Source organism: Blautia pseudococcoides (genome assembly GCF_001689125.2).
Lineage (GTDB): Bacteria > Bacillota > Clostridia > Lachnospirales > Lachnospiraceae > Blautia > Blautia pseudococcoides.
The window spans coordinates 2,957,637-2,975,984 of sequence record NZ_CP015405.2; the positions used below are offsets into that span (position 1 = coordinate 2,957,637).

At 46.7% G+C, this 18,348-nt stretch carries 15 protein-coding genes and 1 pseudogene; 5 read left to right on the forward strand and 11 right to left on the reverse strand.

The features are described 5' to 3' along the window. Positions 1–41: 41 nt before the first annotated feature. Positions 42–2,312, reverse strand: coding sequence for an adenosylcobalamin-dependent ribonucleoside-diphosphate reductase (locus A4V09_RS14130; RefSeq protein WP_065542923.1), 2,271 nt, complete (start codon positions 2,310–2,312; stop codon positions 42–44). Between the two features lie 157 nt (positions 2,313–2,469). Here A4V09_RS14130 and A4V09_RS14135 point away from each other — a divergent pair, with 157 nt between their 5' ends. Then, positions 2,470–4,956, forward strand: a complete 2,487-nt coding sequence (locus A4V09_RS14135; RefSeq protein ID WP_065542924.1) for a vWA domain-containing protein — start codon at positions 2,470–2,472, stop codon at positions 4,954–4,956. Positions 4,957–5,163: 207 nt separating this feature from the next. Here the strand turns inward: A4V09_RS14135 and A4V09_RS14140 are convergent, their stop codons facing one another. The 3 genes from A4V09_RS14140 to A4V09_RS14150 form a co-directional block, all read right to left on the reverse strand. Further along, complete coding sequence (locus A4V09_RS14140; RefSeq protein WP_065542925.1) at positions 5,164–6,648, reverse strand: UxaA family hydrolase; 1,485 nt, start codon at positions 6,646–6,648, stop codon at positions 5,164–5,166. A 10-nt stretch (positions 6,649–6,658) separates the two neighbouring features. After that, on the reverse strand, positions 6,659–7,996 hold the full coding sequence (locus A4V09_RS14145; RefSeq protein WP_065542926.1) for a tagaturonate reductase: 1,338 nt from the start codon (positions 7,994–7,996) through the stop codon (positions 6,659–6,661). Positions 7,997–8,185: 189 nt separating this feature from the next. After that, positions 8,186–8,842: a GntR family transcriptional regulator gene (locus A4V09_RS14150; protein ID WP_065542927.1), complete on the reverse strand. Its 657-nt coding sequence runs from the start codon at positions 8,840–8,842 to the stop codon at positions 8,186–8,188. Positions 8,843–9,213: 371 nt separating this feature from the next. On the opposite strand from A4V09_RS14150, the gene A4V09_RS14155 reads away from it, so the two are divergent. Genes A4V09_RS14155 through A4V09_RS14165 form a run of 3 tightly spaced genes read left to right on the forward strand, consistent with a single transcriptional unit; the run spans position 9,214 to position 12,924 of the window. Continuing rightward, complete coding sequence (locus A4V09_RS14155) at positions 9,214–10,233, forward strand: zinc-binding alcohol dehydrogenase family protein (RefSeq protein ID WP_065542928.1); 1,020 nt, start codon at positions 9,214–9,216, stop codon at positions 10,231–10,233. Between the two features lie 21 nt (positions 10,234–10,254). Then, positions 10,255–11,619 (forward strand): GntP family permease, encoded by a 1,365-nt coding sequence (locus tag A4V09_RS14160; RefSeq protein WP_065542929.1) that lies wholly within the window; start codon positions 10,255–10,257, stop codon positions 11,617–11,619. A 21-nt stretch (positions 11,620–11,640) separates the two neighbouring features. Further along, entirely contained in the window at positions 11,641–12,924 is a 1,284-nt protein-coding gene (locus A4V09_RS14165; protein ID WP_065542930.1) for a nickel pincer cofactor-dependent isomerase, group 22, read from the forward strand. Between the two features lie 82 nt (positions 12,925–13,006). On the opposite strand, the gene A4V09_RS14170 is transcribed toward A4V09_RS14165, so the two are convergent. Further along, a complete protein-coding gene (locus A4V09_RS14170) occupies positions 13,007–14,356 on the reverse strand; it encodes an MATE family efflux transporter (protein ID WP_065542931.1) in 1,350 nt (449 codons plus the stop codon). Next, positions 14,349–14,984 carry a sugar O-acetyltransferase gene (locus tag A4V09_RS14175; protein ID WP_065542932.1) on the reverse strand — a complete coding sequence of 212 codons (636 nt, stop codon included), beginning with the start codon at positions 14,982–14,984 and terminating at the stop codon, positions 14,349–14,351. The genes A4V09_RS14170 and A4V09_RS14175 overlap by 8 nt, the downstream gene beginning before the upstream one ends. A 116-nt stretch (positions 14,985–15,100) precedes the next feature. Here A4V09_RS14175 and A4V09_RS14180 point away from each other — a divergent pair, with 116 nt between their 5' ends. Next, positions 15,101–16,000, forward strand: a complete 900-nt coding sequence (locus tag A4V09_RS14180) for an AraC family transcriptional regulator (RefSeq protein ID WP_065542933.1) — start codon at positions 15,101–15,103, stop codon at positions 15,998–16,000. On the opposite strand, the gene A4V09_RS25780 is transcribed toward A4V09_RS14180, so the two are convergent. The 5 genes and pseudogenes from A4V09_RS25780 to A4V09_RS14195 all read right to left on the reverse strand — a co-directional run bounded on the left by A4V09_RS25780 (position 15,995) and on the right by A4V09_RS14195 (position 18,082). Next, positions 15,995–16,126, reverse strand: a complete 132-nt coding sequence (locus A4V09_RS25780) for a response regulator (RefSeq protein ID WP_084043600.1) — start codon at positions 16,124–16,126, stop codon at positions 15,995–15,997. The two genes, A4V09_RS14180 and A4V09_RS25780, sit on opposite strands and share 6 nt — an antisense overlap. Positions 16,127–16,156: 30 nt before the next feature. Beyond that, entirely contained in the window at positions 16,157–16,300 is a 144-nt protein-coding gene (locus tag A4V09_RS25440; protein ID WP_242963841.1) for a hypothetical protein, read from the reverse strand. Continuing rightward, positions 16,301–16,393 (reverse strand): annotated as a pseudogene (locus A4V09_RS26490) (hypothetical protein); the annotation flags it as partial. It abuts the gene before it with no gap. Positions 16,394–16,408: 15 nt separating this feature from the next. Continuing rightward, entirely contained in the window at positions 16,409–16,597 is a 189-nt protein-coding gene (locus tag A4V09_RS25445; RefSeq protein WP_242963842.1) for a hypothetical protein, read from the reverse strand. Between the two features lie 39 nt (positions 16,598–16,636). Continuing rightward, the gene (locus A4V09_RS14195) at positions 16,637–18,082 is read right to left on the reverse strand and encodes a DEAD/DEAH box helicase (RefSeq protein WP_065542936.1); all 1,446 of its coding nucleotides are present in this window, start codon (positions 18,080–18,082) and stop codon (positions 16,637–16,639) included. Positions 18,083–18,348: the final 266 nt, after the last annotated feature.

Consider the following 18,348-nt stretch of genomic DNA (forward strand, 5'->3'; position numbering starts at 1 on the left):
CAAACTGTACGGCTGTCCTCTGGATCATAACCCGTAAATCCTTAATGGCATTTACTCCATCCGCAGCTCTTACAGATATTGCAGCCCTCCTCAAAGACGAGGGGTTCGCCGCACTCCGGGCAGTACATTCTCTCTGTCTCCGCTTCGGTTACAGCTTTGGCTTTTGGGGCCTTCTTGTGTGAACGGCTGCCTTCCTCTTTTTTTCTCTGGGCAAGTTCTGCCTGCATTTCATTATACATATCCATCAAGGCATTTCCCACCGCCATAGGACAGCACGCTCCTTTGCTGGTATCCTTTCTGGTCACACGGCGCGCTGTGTAGGAAGGGCAGGAACCGCTGGAATTGAGCTGGTCCACAATGGTTTCAATATCAATCCCCCCTCTGGCACTGATGGAGATCATTCTGGATAGTCCTACCATAAAGTTGTTGCAGCCTCCTGTGGAGCCTTTGCTCAGATAAGTTTCCAAAAGCGCGCCTGTATGGGGATCAAATAACGCGATGCAGTGAAGGCTTCCGCATCCGGTAATGAGTTTGCGCTTTTTGCCTACCACGTCGTCTGTGACCAGGATGATATCGCCCCTCTTCAGCCCTTCTCCCGCAGCCACTTTCTTGGTCTCCTTGGTGTTCAGGATCCCGGTCCGCCTGCAGCCGTCACGGAAGATGGTGATTCCTTTTAACCCGCTCTCATAGGCGTAAAGATACAGGCTCTCCGTCTCCTCCACAGTAAAGCTGCCCGGCACATTCACCGTAGAGCTTATGGACGCGTCAATATGCTTCTGCCATACAGACTGCATATCAATCCTCTGACGGTAATCCAGTGTCATGGCTGTGACAAAGTATTCCGGCAGGGATTTGTCATCCTTTATTTCAAACCGTTTCATATAGTTTTCCACAATCTTAGTGTACACCTTGTAATAGACATCCGTTCCATGCAGGGATTCTGTTTTCCGCTCATAAAAATTGGCATACACAGGTTCAATTCCCCCGGAAATCCCCAGCATGGTGGACAGGGTTCCCGTTGGGGCTATGGTCAGAAGCTGTGAATTACGCAGGCCGTATTTGCTCACAAGGCCTCTTGTCTTCTCTGTGGTATTTGCCGTAAAATATGGCGTCTCCATGATCTCGTCCACACAGCAGGCCGGAAAAGCGCCCTTGTCCCTGGCAAGCTTCGCGGAGGCAGCAATGGCTGCATCTGCCATGGCAAATCCAATCTTGTCGCACATCTCCACAGCTTCGGCCTCCCCATAGGTAATCCCCAGCTTAATAAGCGCATCTGCAAGCCCCATGATACCGAGCCCAATCTGGCGCCATTTTTCCACGCTTTTTCTCTGCTCGTCCAAAGGATGCAGGGGCAGACCTTCTTCCAGAACCTCATTCAGCGCATTTACAGATGCCTGGACACAATTCTTAAAGCTGTCAAAATCAAAGAAGGCGGTGTCCGTAAACGCATTCTCAACAAATTCTGCCAGATTCACACTTCCCAGCAGACAGCTTCCCCCTGCCGGGAGCGGTTCCTCGGCGCATGGATTTACACCGGCATAGACAAAATCCTCCGTATTACTTAACAGATTCCAGCCTGTAATGCGGTCCCAGAACAGCGCACCCGGCTCTGCATAATCCCAGTTCGTCTCCGCAATCCTTCTGAACAGCTCCCTGGCATTGACAGTCTTCTCGATCACTTCCCCTGTCACTTCCCTGGTGTACCGCAGAAGATAATCCTTATTTTCCTTTACCGCTTCCATAAAATCCTCATGGATACGGATGGAGATATTTGCCTTTGTCACTTTGTCCAGGTCTGTCTTCAGATCAATGAACTCCTGCACATCCGGATGGGAACAGTCAATGGAGATCATCAGCGCCCCGCGCCTTCCATTCTGCCCGATCAGAGAAGTAACTAAAGAATACAGCTCCATAAAAGACACAGACCCGCTGGTCTCCTTGGCCGCATTGTTGATTTTTGCTCCCCTGGGACTTAATTTTGATATGTCAATGCCGCATCCGCCGCCATAACTATAGGTGCGCGCCAGTTTTTTTGCACAGTCAAAAATACTTTCTATTTCATCCTCAGGGGGCGCAATCACATAACAGTTGGAGTATGTCACCTTTCTGTTCTGTTTTTGAAGACCTCTGTTTGAGAGAATCCTTCCGCCAAACAGGAATTTTTTCTGTCTGATATACGCTCCAATCTCTTCATTTCCCCCGCTGATCCTTGTAAGCCAAGCCTCGAAATCCTCGTTTTCACAGCAGTATTTCTTTGTCCAGATATCCATTCCGAGCTGGTTCTCCTCACCCAGCCACTCTTCTATTGTCATAACATCGCTCCTTATCCAGATTTAGTCAACGATTTTTATATTACCACAATATATAGGGCAAATCAAGGTTCGAACCATAAGTTTTACACGGTTGTCTTTAAATTTAGGTACATAACTCCTTTTGCTCTAATATACTAAATTGATTGGAGGTATTGCTATGTCTGAAAACAAAATTCCCTGTCCCTTCCAGGGTCCGGGACAACAAAACCCTGAATTTATAGGCGGATATGACATGATCCGACCTACCGATAATCCCCAGGAATCCGATTACTGGATCTCTTCCGGAGAAACTGTCGTATACGATGCAGGTGAGAATATGGGTTCCGGCGGAAATCTGCACTTTTCTGACCGGCTTCGCATCTCAAAAGGTGCCGTGGGCGGCTGTACCAGCACGGTCACCCTTGATATAGAAGGAAACCCGCTGATGTATTCTTACTATCCGCCCCACTCCCTGGATATTATATTTGTGCTGGACGTGACAGCCAGCATGATGTCAGGGGGGAGCCGGAAAATGGCACTTGCCAAAAGAGCGCTGATACAGACCATAGAAATGCTCTGGCAAAAAAACAGGGAAACGGTTATCACTATCATCCCCTTCGCCCGGGATGCCTACATTCCCCAACCGGAGGGCGGCCTTTCCTACAATTATCTGGGCACCTTGTTCACCTGGAGGCGGTCCACTACCGGCGGCAACATGATAGGACAGATTCTTGGCTACCGGAACGGCAGCTATGTGTCTGCCACAGATATCCCGGCTTACATGCAGAATTCCGAACCGATCGCTGCCAGTGCGGAACTGAGCCTTTATAATTATTACAATTATTATAAGATCCGGTATTCTGATATTTATAACGCTGACGGCAGCCCAAAACCTGACACCGTTCTGGAGGATTATCTGGCCTCCGTATATGCGCAGAACCCTCAGGCTTATACCGGGAATTTTATAGAAGCCGTGGCAGACAATAGAGAACTGACTCCGGCCCAGCTCCCCTACAGCATGCATGACAATGGGTACCAAAACAATACGATCCTGGATAACCTGATCTGGGCAATCCCATACGGCGAGGATACCAACACGGAAGCAGGGCTCAGGGAGGCCTACAGCTTTTTTAAGACACCAGGATTTGCCCGGTCGGAGGATATTCTGAGAAGGGCTGTGATCCTCATAACGGACGGCCAGGCCAACCGTTCCATAAACCCTGCATATTCCCAGATCTACGCACAGCCTGACAGCGTGGACAGCGACTTTTTCCCGGACATTCCCGGCAGCCCATGGAGATACTTTATGTATCTGCAGCAGACATTGCCGAATCTGATCTCTGAGATTGGAAACCGTTCAGCCACTTATGATGAATTGATACTTGCCCTTCAGCGCGCCTGGCAGATATCAGAAAAACTTAAGGACCCAAAGGACGGCAATGCATCCGTATTCGTACTGGGTATAGAAATAGGCGCACAGTCCCCCGGTCCGTATACAAGGGAGAACGTTCTGGATATCATGCGCACCATTGCCACCACAGGCTCCTATCTGCATGAGGCAGCGGAGAACGGTTCCGAGAATCCCATCATTGAGGAGCTGGAACGTCTTGTAAAAAATCTTCTGGTTCTGACCGGAAGTCTTCGGGTCACGATCACAGATACCATCAATACCGCTCTTTTTGACTATGTACCCGGTACGCTCCGCATCAGCGGCACACAGGACGGCATAAAGCTGAAATCCAAAAGTGCCCCTGACATTACAGACCCCTCCGACCCGGATTACACTGTCTATGAAAAGCCGGCGCTTCTGCCGGATGTCAGTGATGGCAATGTGGCAGGCGGTGTCATCACTGTTGACCTGGGGGCAGTGCCCTTCCCCATTGCCTCCTCTGACAGCCAGGCGAAAGTACGCTTAATGTATGAGATAAAAGGCAAAGGCTCCGCGTACGGAACCCATCTGCATACAGACAATGACAGGGAAACCTATGCTTCCTATTCAGAGCCCAGCCATCCCACAGCGGACAACAGTGACCTTACCTACAGCGGTCCGCCCCGCAGTCTCTATTTCCAGACCCCTGTAGTGTTCTGCCGCCCTGCCTATACAGTGGAAAAATTTGTGGGCATTTCCCCGGAAAATACCAAATATAAATCTCTGGAAATCCCTGCCTGCCAAACAGCATTCTATCGCGTTGCAGTGGGAAACCACACAGATTCTGAGGCCGCCTTCCCTCTGCTCTACGAGGCGTCAGGTGCGGCCACCTTGGAAGAAGCCATACACAGCACAGACCGGCGGATTCTGGCGGAAAACCTGACCGTCCCAGCCAACAGCGTCCGGGAATTTACTTTCCGGTATAAAACAGACTGCTGTGACCACATCATTCCTGATTTTGCCGTTCTGGAAACCCCAAGCGGTCTTCTCTATGACAATGCTTCCATTAAAGTACAAGACGGTTTTGCAAGTTATGTGATCCAGTATCTGGACCGCCGTACAGGCAGACGCATCTGCCCTGACAAACTGGTGGAAAATGTCAGTGCATGTACAAAAATCCCTGTATGCCGGTGCATCCGGCGTATCCCCTGCTGGAGATTTGTGGGCGCCTCTGCCTGCTGCCTTGATTTATGCAAAGGTGACCATGTTTTGAAACTATACTATGTACACAGATAGACGAAAAGAACTGCGCATAAACGTTTGTTTATGCGCAGTCTTGTCTTCTTATTCTACACAGTCATCCTTGGCCGTTGGAAAGGTGGACGGGGATGCCCTGTAATTTTTCAGGCTGATCCCGTATCTCTTTGTCAAAACAGGACTCTAATCTGTGTAATTGATCCTCATAACCAAAGAATCTTTGTTCTGCATACATGGATATTCTTATTACAGAGTCACACCCTGTTTGAAGATTGCAATGTCATGATACCCGGCTGTTTCCGCCTTGACTTTTTCCCCGGATGCCACCCGGATAATATAACGGAATAATTCTTCTGCCAGTTCCTCTTTCGTCTTATCCTCCACCATCCTGCCCGCATTAAAATCAATCCAGTTTGTTTTGTAAGAAGATAATCCGGAATTAGAAGAGATCTTTACAGTGGGAACAAGAGATGCAAACGGTGTTCCCCTTCCGGTTGTGAACAATACGATCTGCGCTCCGGAAACCGCCAATGCGGTGGAAGCAACCAGATCATTTCCCGGTGCCGACAAAAGGTTCAGCCCTTTTTTCCTGACCCGCTCAGTGTATTTTAACACATCCGTCACAGGTGCAGAACCTGATTTCTGGGTGCAGCCAAGAGACTTGTCTTCCAGTGTGGAAATTCCTCCTTTTTTATTTCCGGGGGATGGATTTTCATAGATCGTCTGGTTATGGCTTGTGAAATAGTCCTTGAAATCATTGATGAGATGAACGGTCTTTTCAAATACTTCTCTGTTTTCGCATCGGTTCATAAGAATGGTTTCCGCCCCGAACATCTCCGGAACCTCCGTGAGTATGGTTGTTCCCCCTTTTGAGATGAGAAGGTCGGAAAAAGCTCCCACCACCGGATTTGCCGTGATACCTGACAGGCCGTCTGAACCGCCGCATTTCATGCCGATGATCAATTCCCCTGCATCGCATTCTTCTCTGACACATTTATCTGCATTTTTGTAGAGATCTCCAAGCAAAGCCAGTGCTTCCTCTATCTCATCCTCCGTATCCTGGCATTGTAAAAATTTCACCCGGTCCTCATCATACCCGCCGATATATTCTTTCAAGACAGGAATGTTACAGTTCTCACAGCCAAGCCCCAGTACAAGAACCCCTCCGGCATTTGGATGATGGATCATATCAGCCAGAACTCTTCTTGTATTTTCCTGATCATCCCCCATCTGGGAACAGCCGTAAGGATGGGCAAACGCCACAATTTCCTCCACATTTCCAAGAGGGAACCGCTTTTTGGCTTCCTGCTCTATGGCCTTTGCCACAGACGAGACACATCCCACTGTAGGAAGGATCCAAAGTTCATTCCGTACCCCCACGGTGCCGTCGGCCCGCCTGTATCCCATAAAAGAAGCTTTTTTGCCCGCCAGCCCTTTGAACGAAACCGGTTCGTATCGGTACTCCAGCACCTCACCCAGTGAAGTTTTCAGATTGTGGACATGAATCCAATTCCCCTTCAAAATATCTTCTTTTGCGTAACCTATGGTGGCGCCATATTTTACCACAGGTGTTCCCTTTACAATATCACAGAGGGCAAATTTATGCCCCTGGGGAATATCTTCAAGAAGTGTGATCTCCCTATTGTCCACTGTTATGGATGTTCCTTTCTCCAGTGGCTTTAAGGCAACTGCTGCCATGTCTTCCCTGTTGATCTTAATAAAATCCTGCATACTCTCTCCTTTACCCCAGTACAGCGCTGTAAGCGTTCTCCATTCCCTCTGTCTCAATACAGTCATACCATTTCTGAACCACATCCAGCATTGGACTTAAATCCTGTCCCCAATATTCTTCCTTCTTTAAAACGTCAGCAACAGAAGCCTCTTTCATAAATGCCAGGATTTCTTCCCCGTCGTTTGCTGCATCTGTGTGGTAAAACGCTATGAGGGCAGCCAATGAAAAGGTAAGCCCCTGGGGGTAGGTTCCGTATTTCTCTTTATATTCCAGGATCGTGGGCAGGACTCTTGCCCTAAACTTGGACACAGAATTTAAGGCAATGGATAAAAGCAGATGCCTGATAAACGGATTTGCAAAACGCTCTAAAACTGCCTGTCCGAAGTTTCTGTTGTCCTGTGAATCCCCGATAGTAGGAATAATCTCTTCAAAAATACATTTTTTGAGAAGTGCAGATACTTTTTCATCTTTTAGACATTCCCCTACTGTCTCCAGACCATAGAGATGTGCTCCCAGCACCATAGATGTATGGGCACCATTTAAAATTCTGACCTTTCTCTTTTTATAGGGATCTACATTGTCTGTCCAGATGACATTATAACCGGCCTTCACCAGCGGCAGCTCGTCCTCGTGGTTTCCCTGGATAACCCACAGATGAAAAATCTCCGCCGTATCCATCATATTGTCCTGCTCTTTGATCCTTTCACACAAAGCCTTATGCTCTTCCCTCGGAAAGCCTGTCACGATACGGTCAACTAATGTGGAACAGAAATCATTCTCTTTCTCCATCCAGTTCTTAAAATCTTCTCCAAGCCCCCACAAATCCGCATACTGCATACAGCATTGTTTTAATTCTTCCCCGTTATGGTCGATCAGTTCACAGGATAAAATGATAAACCCTTTTAATCCCAGTAAAAAACGTCTGTACAATAACTGGGTCAGCTTGCCCGGAAAAGATTTGGCCGGCTTGTCATCCAGTCTGTTGTCCGGGACAAACTCAATGCCTGCCTCCGTTGTATTCGATACAATAAATCGGAAGTCAGGGTTTTGGGCCAACGCCTCATACGCCTGGTGTTCTGTATAAGGGTTGATACATCTTGATATAATATCAATATGAGTGTGCTCATCCACGACTCTTCCCTTATCAATTCCTCTTAAAAAGAGATGATACTTGCAGTTTTGTTTCTTCAATTCTTCAATCATACCTTTTTCAATTGGCTGTACCACCACGACGGAACCGTCAAACATATCTTTTTCTTTTAATTTCTGAAAGAAATAATCTACGAATCCCCGGAGAAATCCTCCTTCTCCAAACTGTATTACTGTTTCTTTCCTCTGTGTACGCATAACAGAATCCCCTTTCGGTCTTATCTTATTTACAACAAACAAATTCCTTTTCGGTTTCCCCTATTATACTTCATATATCCCGTGTTGTATACAACATATTTTATATTTTTTTACTTTCGTGCCTTTCCATAAAAAATGTTTTTTCTTTTTGTGCGGATTTCATAAAAAGGAAATGACCGGTCTTCCTATTTATAAAGACCAGTCATTTCCTTTAAACAATAAATCAAATATGGCATTCTTAGAATAATGCAGATGCTCTTTCATGGCGTCAGCCGCGCCGTCCCAATCCTGTTTCAGCGCACATTTTGTGATCTTTAAATGTTCCTGAATGGTTTCTTCGCGGCGCTTTTCGGAACATTCTCCGCTCATGATCCGCATTCGTTTTATCTGGCTGTTGATCAGCTCATAGGTTTTCAAAAAATAAACATTGGAGGTAGCGTCCATAAACATCTGATGAAAAAGGTCATCCATATCATCATAGGAATAAGGGAGATCCCTGCCTTTTAAATATGCCTGATAATCCTGATAATAATTCATATAGATATCCTGCTCTATCCGGTTTCCATAGTGGGAGATGGCATATGGCTCCAGCATAAGCCTTGTCTCATATATCATATTGATCTGGCTCAGGGACAAGTCAGAAACCATGATCCCTTTTTTGGGAAGTATTTTCACCAGGCCTTCCTGCTCCAGTCTGCTGATGGCATCCCGCACCGGCGTCCTGCTGGCCGACACCTCCTCCCGCAGCAATTCTTCATTGATAAAAGTATTCGGTGCATATTCACAATTTAATATTTTTGCTTTTATGGCATTATATGCCTGTTGTTTTAAACTCTCTTTTTGCATATTGCCGCCTTTCTGATATTATTTCCGTATGATCGCTTTTGCAGCGGATGGGTTTCTTAAGTGCTGCAGGTTTTACACTCTCCCAATTCATAACCTGTAACATATTTTACCACATTCGGGCGAGATTGAAAAGCCTCTCCCTTCTGAGTTTTCTCATCGTTGTATACATTATTAATTTCATTAATCCAAGAACACTATCCGGCTTTGTACATATTGCACATTTTATCATATATTTATTTGTATATAGTTGACAATTCATTGATTTATACTGCATTTTTATCTTTTTTCTATTGACATTTCTCCCGCCTTACCCTATTATCTCTTGTATACAACAAGCAATTTCCTATAACATTTTTGGAGGAACAACAATTATGAAAGCAATGTTTATTGACAACCCCGGACAAGTCTCTATTAAAGAACTACCTATGCCGGTGCCCAAAAGGGGCGAAGCCCTGTTAAAAGTATTATACGGAGGCATATGCGGCAGCGATTTAGGTTCTTACCGCGGTACATTTGCCTATTTTTCTTACCCAAGAACCCCAGGCCACGAATTTTCTGCTGAGATCATAGAAATTGAGCCTAATGACAGAGGTCTGGAAAAGGGAATGACAGTAACCTGTAACCCATATTTCAACTGTACCCAATGCTACTCCTGTCAAAGAGGCCTGGTGAACTGCTGCACCACGAACCAGACTATGGGCGTTCAGAGAGAAGGTGCTTTCGCAGAATATATTACAATGCCAATTGAAAGAATATATGATGGCAAAGGCCTTTCTCCTAAAACACTGGCGCTGATCGAACCTTTCTGCATCAGTTACCATGGCGTGACGAGAGCAAATACAGCAACGGGCGATAAGGTTCTCATTATCGGAGCCGGCACGATCGGCGTTCTGGCGGCCGTGGCGGCAAAGTCCCTGGGCGCTGAGGTTACCATCTGTGACGTGGCCCCAAAAAAACTCGCATACGCACAGGAGACTTTCGGCATTGACCACATTTTATTAAACGATGATCCGGATACTTTTATGGACAAGATCAGGGAAGCCACAGATGGAAATGGATTTGACGTGGCAATTGAAGCGGTTGGTCTTCCATCTACGTTCCAGAACTGTATTGATGCCGCTGCCTTTGGCGGGCGTGTTGTCTTGATCGGTGTGGGGAAACAAAATCTGGATTTCAACTTTACTTTGATCCAGAAAAAAGAGCTTAACATTTTGGGTTCCAGAAATGCCCTGAAAAAAGATTTCTTACAGTTGATCGACCTTGTTAAAGAGGGAAGGGTTGACCTTGATAAAATTGTTACCAATACATACAAATTTGATGATGCAGCCGCTGCTTTTGCAGATTTTGATCAACATGCGGCTTCTATGTTAAAAGTCATTTTTGAATTCTAAAAACAAACGGAGGTATTTGTTATGTCACATTCCGCATGGTTATTTATGTCTTTGATCATTTCCATGATCGTTATTTTATTTTTAATTCTAAAGGTTAAATTGAACGCAGCCATTTCATTAGTATTGGGAAGTATTTTAATGGGCGCTTTATCCGGCATCTCCCTGGTTGAGACCATAGACGGTATAAACGTGGGCTTTGGCAATATGCTGAAAGGCATGGGACTTCCTATCGGTTTCGGCATTATTCTGGGTGAGCTTGTGAGCAGGTCTGGCGGCGCTCAGATTATTGCATCTAAAATCGTTAAAGCATTTCCAAAAACAAAAGCCATATATGCCATTGGTCTGGCTGCTTTTATTTTAGCCATACCGGTATATTTCGATGTAACATTTGTGATTCTGATTCCCATTGGCATTGCCCTGATGAAAGAGATCAATAAATCCATTGCACATATTGTGGGTGCTATCACGATCGGGGCGGCTGCGGCCCACACCATGGTGCCTCCTACACCAGCCCCTTTAGCTGCCGGTGAAATTTTTGGATTTGATACCGGTATCATGATCGCATTTGGCACGGTTTTCGGATTGATCGGCGTATTCCTTGTTATATTTATCTATACAAAATTTTTAGATACAAAGACCGCCTTCTGGAATCCTGAAACCGATGAATCTTCCGCAGGTGTCCATATTGACGCCCAGGAAGACAGTTCCATCACACCGCCGTCTTTTGGCTTTGCTTTGCTGCCTATTTTTGTACCCATTATTTTGATTCTTTTAAACACGGTTACAAACAGCGCCATGGGCGACGCACAGCCAAGTATTTTTCTCTTCTTAGGCGATAAAACAGTTGCCCTGTTAGCAGGCGCTATTGCCGCTTATCTGATCGGTGTAAAGTGCATGGGCAAAGAAAAGGCGGAAAAGGCTGCCACAGACTCGCTTTCTTCTGCGGGAATTGTATTCCTGATCACAGGTGCAGGCGGTGCCTTCTCTAACATTATTACAATTACAGGTGTCAGCGATGCCATTGCCGATATTGTAAGCGGATTTGCACATAATGTATTTATTGTTCTGATCTTGTCCTATCTGGTTGGTCTGCTGATCAAACAGGTGACCGGTTCCGGCACGGTATCTGCCCTTACCAGTATGACCATTATGTCCGGCGTAGCTGCCTCTATTGCACTGCCGCCTGTGTTTGTGGCAATGGCCTGTTTATCCGGAACCCTTTTCGGAGCAACGGTAAACGACAGCGGTTTCTGGATCGTAACAAATATCAGCGGACTGTCTATCAAAGGGGGGATAAAGACATATACCGTATCGGAAATGTTAGAATCCGTTTTCTTCCTTATTTTGCTATTGATCGCTGCCGGCGGATATATGATAATATTTTAATGACAACAGGAGGTTCCAATCATGAGAGAAAGGCCCTTTGTAGCAAACCTGGTCAGTGACCAAACAATACCTAAAATGTTTAAAGTAAAACAGGTATTTCCCCGGCCCAAAATCCAGCCGGAAGAAATCCCCCAAATAATACACACTCTGCTTTCCGGGGAAAAGTTCTCCTCCAAAGTAAAGCCGGGGATGCACATTGCCATCACCGCAGGTTCCCGCGGCATCGCAAATGTAGCGCTCACAACTAAATGCATTGCTGATTTTGTCAGATCAAAAGGCGCATATCCATTTATCGTACCTGCCATGGGCAGCCATGGAGGCGCCACTGCCGACGGCCAGCGGGCAATCTTAGAAGGCTATGGCATCACGGAAGACTATGTGGGGTGCCCTATTATTTCTTCCATGGAAGTCAAAAAAATAGGGGTGAACGAGGAAGGCATGGATGTATTCATTGATAAAAATGCCGCGGAATCCGATGGCATAATCTTAGGATGCCGCATCAAACCCCATACGGCTTTTCGCGGACCATACGAAAGCGGGATCATGAAAATGATGGCCATTGGTCTTGGAAAACAGCATGGAGCTGAAGTCTGCCACGAAGCGGGATTTAAAAACATGGCGAAATACGTCCCCATGTTCGGCCGCGCGATCATTAAAAATGCACCTATTTTATTTGCAGTTCCAACGATTGAAAATGCCTATGATGAAACCTGTAAGATCACAGCCGTAAATGCGGAGGAGATTATAGAAAAAGAACCGCCGCTTCTGCAGGAAGCCTTTGCAAACATGCCCAGGATCCTGGTTGATGCATGTGATGTATTAGTGGTTGACCAGATCGGAAAGAATTTCAGCGGAGACGGCATGGACCCTAACATTACCGGAACCTTCTGCACCCCATATGCAACAGGCGGAATCAAATCCCAGCGGGTATGCGTTTTGGATCTAAGCCCTGAAACACATGGAAACGGTATTGGTCTTGGATATTCCAGCGCTACCACCAAACGAGTATTCAACCAGCTGGATTTATCCTCCATGTACCCGAATGCGATCACATGCACCGTTTTAGGCGGTGTACGAATCCCCATTGTGATGGAGAGTGATAAGGAAGCGATCCAGGTCTGTATAAGAACCTGTAATGAGATTGATAAAAAGAATCCCCAGGTTGTACGGATTCCAAACAGCCTTCACATAGAACATATTATGCTGTCAGAGTCCTACTATGAAGAGGCCAAAAACAATCCGAACCTGATAATCGAAAGTGAACCGGAGTATCTTCCTTTTGATGAGAACGGAAACCTTTGGTAAATGAAATAAACCCGGCTCCCTTTAAGAAGCCGGAAGAAAGAAAAGATGCCAGCCGGGAATCTATCCCGGCTGGCATCTTTTCTTATTGGCTGTCTCTGGTAATATCCCTGACCCAGTTATATTTTTTATAATGTATATACACCGCCGGAAGCTTCACGATCTCATCCAGATTAATGATAAAATACACCGCCAGGATCGGGATCCTGAAATAAAAGGCTGTCAGCAGACCAAGAGGCACTGTCACTGCCCACATGGTGACCGCGTCACAGAAAAGTCCGAACCTGGAATCTCCCCCCGCACAGAAAATGCCTGCGATCACAGTGGAATTCACAGACTTTCCCAACATATAGTAAGAACACATCACAAGCATTCCCCTCAAATATCCGTGGGCAGTTGGACTCAAATTGGAAAAGCCCAGGATCAGAGGGCTTAATCCCAGAAGCAATAGTCCCGACAGGGCACCCAGAACAATGGAGAGCCGGCACAGCCTGTTCCCATAATCTTTTGCACCGGACAGATTTCCCTTTCCCAATTCATTTCCCACAATGATCCCGCCGCCGCTGGCAAGTCCCAGACACAGGCAGGCTATCAGGTTTTTCACAATATTGGCAATGGAATTGGCTGCCACCGCATCGCTGCCAAGATGTCCCATAATGACCGAATACATGGTAAATCCGCATCCCCATATCAGCTCATTTCCAAGCACCGGAAAGGTATAGTGAAAGAAATCCCGTCTCAAATCCCGGTCAGCGTGATACATATATTTTACATGCAGCTTTATCCGGTCACGCCGCAGGGATTCCAGGAACGCCCAGATAAGCTCCAGCACTCTGGAAAGCACCGTTGCCAGCGCGGCTCCGGCAATCCCCATGGCGGGAATCTTCCATACGCCGAAAATAAAAACCCCGTTCAGCACAATATTCGTCACCATGGAAACAGAGCCTATCACCGTGCTCTTCAAGGTATATCCGCTGTTTTTCATGATACACAGATAAATCTGGGAAATCCCCATCAGAAAATAAGAAACCCCCACGATCCGCAGATACTGGGTCCCCTGTCTGATCAGGTCTGCGTCCGGGGTAAAAATCCGCATAAGCGTTTCCGGTATAAACAAAGTCCCCAAAAAGAATACCAGGGATATGGCAGAGGAGAATTTCAGCGCAATGGCAAGGATCTTCTCCACAGACACCTTATGGCCTTTTCCCCAATACTGGGCTGCCAGAATCGTAGTGCCAATGGTCAGGGCTGCCAAAAACAGACTGAGTACAAACTGTATCTGCCCTGCCAGGGAGACTGCAGACAATGCCTCCTGACTGATCACGCCCAGCATAATGGCGTCAGAGGCGCTCACCGCTGCTGTCATAAAATTCTGGAACGCAATAGGCAGAACCAGAGTAAACAGCTTTTTATAAAATATCCTCTTATCATTCACCGTTATCCATTGCCTCTATCTCTGCCCAGGATTCCGGGTCAAATTCTTTGTCTTTATAATAGTATTTTTTATCTTCCTCTGTTATCTTACGGATAACACGGCAGGGGTTTCCCGCTGCCACCACATTGGCGGGTATATCTTTTGTCACTACGCTGCCCGCGCCGATCACCACATTGTCTCCAATGGTCACACCCGGGGTGATGACCACATTTCCCCCAACCCATACATTGTCGCCGATGGTCACAGGGATCCCATATTCATATCCCGACTGCCTGGACACAGGATGTATCGGATGCCCTGCTGTATAGACAGATACATTGGGCGCGAATAAAACATTTTCCCCAATGGTCACCTTTGCCACATCCAGTATTGTACAGTTGTAATTTGCAAAAAATCCCCTGCCCACCTGAATATGAAAGCCATAGTCACAATAAAACGGGGGCATAATGGAAACTTTCTCCTCCGGACTGCTCACGATCCTGCCTGCCAGCCTGCCCAAGGTCTCAAAATCTGAGGGGTCTGTGGTGTTAAACTCTCTCAAAAGTCTTCTTGTGATCTTCTGCTGATCAAATACCGCATCATCTGATATGTAGGGAAGCCGGGCATCCCTGCGTGTAATATTGTCCATTTCTTTTCTCCTTCACAAACAAGTATTTTCATGTATAATAATAGTGTATCAACCGGGTATATTCTATCAAAATATGCCTTTATAGTATAACAATCGTATCTGGGAAGGAGGATTTTGTGAACGGAGTAAGTATTTTAAAAGACGCCTCGGAAATTGTCCACTACAACAACCCGAATATCCCCCTGTACCTGAAGGAACGGTGGCTCTCGTCCTACACCAACATGGAGGCACTCTGCCACTGGCACGAAGATATTGAATATGTGAAACCACTGAAAGGCCATATGGTCTATTATGTGAATGGAGAAAAACTGCAGATCAATGAAAAGGACGCTCTGATCGTAAATGCCAGGCAGATGCACTACGGTTTTTCCGAGGATAAAACAGACTGCTATTTTGCGTGCATTGTGTTCCGCCTTCACCTGCTGTGCAACAATCCTGAGCTTACGGAGAAATATATACATCCCATTGCCGGACACCCTGATCTGCCTTATATTTATCTTCACACAGATATCCCCGCTGAGGCAGCAGTCATCCGGCTCTTTGATACAGCATGTGAGGACAGCCGCGGACAGCAGGAGGGCTATGAGCTTTTGATGGTCAGCCGGCTTACAGCCGCCTGGGCAAAGCTTTACCGTTTATTAAGCCCATGTCTGCTGTCCTGCAGCACTGTTTTTGAGGAGGACCTGTCTGTGCAGCGAAACATGATATCCTTCATATACCGGAACTATGCCATGAAGCTTTCCCTCAATGACATTGCTGCAGCGGGCAATATATGCCGCAGCAAATGCTGCAGGATTTTTAAAAAATATCTGAACAAAACACCTATTGATTTCTTAAATGCCTACCGCCTGGAAGTCAGTATGCGGCTCCTGACCGATACCTCCATGAACATTACGGAAATCGCCCTGTCCTGCGGATTTCAGAGCCCCAGCTACTACGCAGAAATCTTCCGGCAGCATAAGGGCTGCACGCCCAGTCATTACCGGATCCGCCAGGCAAATGGGTATGGATCATGATATCCATCTCTTCATGATCTTCAGCAGATGCCCAATCTCCAGCGGTTTTGTTACATGTTCATCCATCCCCGCCTGCTTCGCCTGGTAGGCGTCATCAGCAAAAGCGTTGGCTGTAAGGGCTATCATGGGGATATCTGCCGCATCGGACAGCTCAGGCTACTCCATAAAGCGGATAATTCCGCAGGGAACTGTATCGTAGATGCTTGTGAGAAGCTGTGTCTGCTCCCTCAGCCGCCGCGCATCCTCTTCCGAGCGGGTGATATCCAGATACAGACTGTTCACCATCCAGTTGCCGTCCACATCCTGTGCCTTTTTTCCACTGTCAATGACCCATTTCAGACTGCCGTCCCTGCAGCGCACCCGGTAACGGGTGGAATATGAAAGATTTCCGTCCCGGAAAGCCTCATCTCAGTCAGCCAGGGCCTTGGGTAAATCCGGAGGATACACGGTGCCCACTGCACTGCCGCCGGTAACCTCCATAAATTCCTCCACAGTATCTGCATCATGTTGGCAGTAATGCTTATGCATGATGAGCCCTGCCAGTTTTTTTACTTCCTCAATCCGTTGTTCGTATCCCATCTCTGCTCTTAATTTCATGCCCATTCAACCTGCTTTCCCCCATTCCTTGGCTCAAATCTAATCCCTCTGCCCCTTCGTTTTCCTGACTTTACGAACCTTTCCCTTTATGGGTTTTGTCTGGAGACATTCTATAACCTGATCCCCTTTATAATTCAACACTTCCACATAGCTTAAACTGTCCCTGATATCCACAATGCCTATATCAGAGGCTTCCAGTCCTTCTATGCTGCAGATAGTTCCTACAATATCGCCTGCCCGCATTTTTGATTTCCGTCCTCCGCCGATTGACAGACGGGTAATACCCCGGTTTAATGCTGCCCCTTTTTGGGGCTTTGCTTCTATTTTAATGCGCTGGGATTTCCAGAATGCCTTTTCCTTCTCTTCATCTGCAGCCGGAAGTTCCATGCAGGGCAGCTTCTGTCCCACAAATTCCTCCACCTGCGCCAACATCTTTTTGTCTTCCTCCGTTACCAGGCTCACTGCCGTACCGCATTTTCCGTTTCTCCCTGTCCTTCCGATCCGGTGGACATAGGTTTCCTTTCCCGTGGGAAAATCATAATTCACCACATGCGTGATCTGTTCAAAATCAATCCCTCTTGCCGCCACATCCGTTGCGATCAGGAACCGAAAACAGCCTCTCCTGAACGCATCCACTGTCTTCAGCCGTTCCCTCTGCTCCATCTCACCATGCAGCATCCCGCAAAATATCCGTTTTCTGCGCAGCTTCTGAAACAGAACATTGGTCATCTCCCTGGTTCCGCAGAAGATCATACAGCTTTGAGGATCCTCATCCATGAGGACCGTAAGAAAAGCATTGTATTTATTCTCCTGATCCGTAAAATATAACTTTTCCGTAATGGCTGCCGCCTGTTCATCTGTCGGTTCCTGCAGCACTAATATGTTATCCGGAATATATTCATTGGCCAATTTCTGTATCTCCGGTCTCAATGTGGCGGAAAACAGGCATATCCTGCAGTTTTCAGGAACCAGGGAAATAATGTTTTTAACTTCCTCAATAAATCCCATGTCCAGCATCAAGTCCGCTTCGTCAATGACCAGCCATTTTATCTTATTCAGCTTCAGGCTCTCTCTGCCCAGATGGTCCATAATACGGCCCGGTGTACCTGTCACAATATGAGACTTCTGCCGCAGTGTCTGGATTTGCTTGTCAATCGGGAATCCGCCGAATACTGCGGGTACTTTCAAACGCTTTTTTCTGCCTATATGGAACATCTCCTCACTGACCTGGACTGCCAGCTCCCTGGTAGGTTCCAGCACCAGTGCCTGGGGCGCATTCTCTTCCCACTGGACGCCTTCACAGATTGGTATGGCAAATGCCGCTGTCTTCCCGCTGCCTGTAGGTGCTTTCACCACTACATTTTTTCCCGCAAGCATGGGTAAAATGACCTCCCGCTGTATGCTTGTGGGTTCTTTGTATCCCAGCCCCTTCAGTGCATCCAGAATTTCTTCTGAAATTGCGTATCGGTTAAATTCGTTTCTCATTCCTTTATTACCTTTCTTTATCTCGCCCGTCTTGTGTGGACACCGGCCATATTTGCGAACGGCAGCGAAAGCCCCATCACAACATCTATTTTATCAAAATACAGGCGGAATTGCCAGACATTTGCCCAATCTCTCCCGTATATCATAATTCTACCTGACTTTCAAGCTGAAAAATACATACTCCATAACCAAAATTCCAGACAAATCCTCCAATAAAATTGGATTGCTTGCACGTATCAATCAAATCCGCATTTCGTTATAATGAT

Bases quoted from the DNA above. Each gene is read 5' to 3' on its own strand.
- A4V09_RS14155 (WP_065542928.1), top strand. From the start codon at position 9,214: ATGAAAGCAATGTTTATTGACAACCCCGGACAAGTCTCTATTAAAGAA.
- A4V09_RS14160 (WP_065542929.1), top strand. From the start codon at position 10,255: ATGTCACATTCCGCATGGTTATTTATGTCTTTGATCATTTCCATGATC.
- A4V09_RS14165 (WP_065542930.1), top strand. From the start codon at position 11,641: ATGAGAGAAAGGCCCTTTGTAGCAAACCTGGTCAGTGACCAAACAATA.
- A4V09_RS14130 (WP_065542923.1), bottom strand. From the start codon at position 2,312: ATGACAATAGAAGAGTGGCTGGGTGAGGAGAACCAGCTCGGAATGGAT.
- A4V09_RS14195 (WP_065542936.1), bottom strand. From the start codon at position 18,082: ATGAGAAACGAATTTAACCGATACGCAATTTCAGAAGAAATTCTGGAT.
- A4V09_RS14150 (WP_065542927.1), bottom strand. From the start codon at position 8,842: ATGCAAAAAGAGAGTTTAAAACAACAGGCATATAATGCCATAAAAGCA.
- A4V09_RS25780 (WP_084043600.1), bottom strand. From the start codon at position 16,126: ATGATAGCCCTTACAGCCAACGCTTTTGCTGATGACGCCTACCAGGCG.
- A4V09_RS14145 (WP_065542926.1), bottom strand. From the start codon at position 7,996: ATGCGTACACAGAGGAAAGAAACAGTAATACAGTTTGGAGAAGGAGGA.
- A4V09_RS25445 (WP_242963842.1), bottom strand. From the start codon at position 16,597: ATGAAATTAAGAGCAGAGATGGGATACGAACAACGGATTGAGGAAGTA.
- A4V09_RS14135 (WP_065542924.1), top strand. From the start codon at position 2,470: ATGTCTGAAAACAAAATTCCCTGTCCCTTCCAGGGTCCGGGACAACAA.
- A4V09_RS14175 (WP_065542932.1), bottom strand. From the start codon at position 14,984: ATGGACAATATTACACGCAGGGATGCCCGGCTTCCCTACATATCAGAT.
- A4V09_RS14140 (WP_065542925.1), bottom strand. From the start codon at position 6,648: ATGCAGGATTTTATTAAGATCAACAGGGAAGACATGGCAGCAGTTGCC.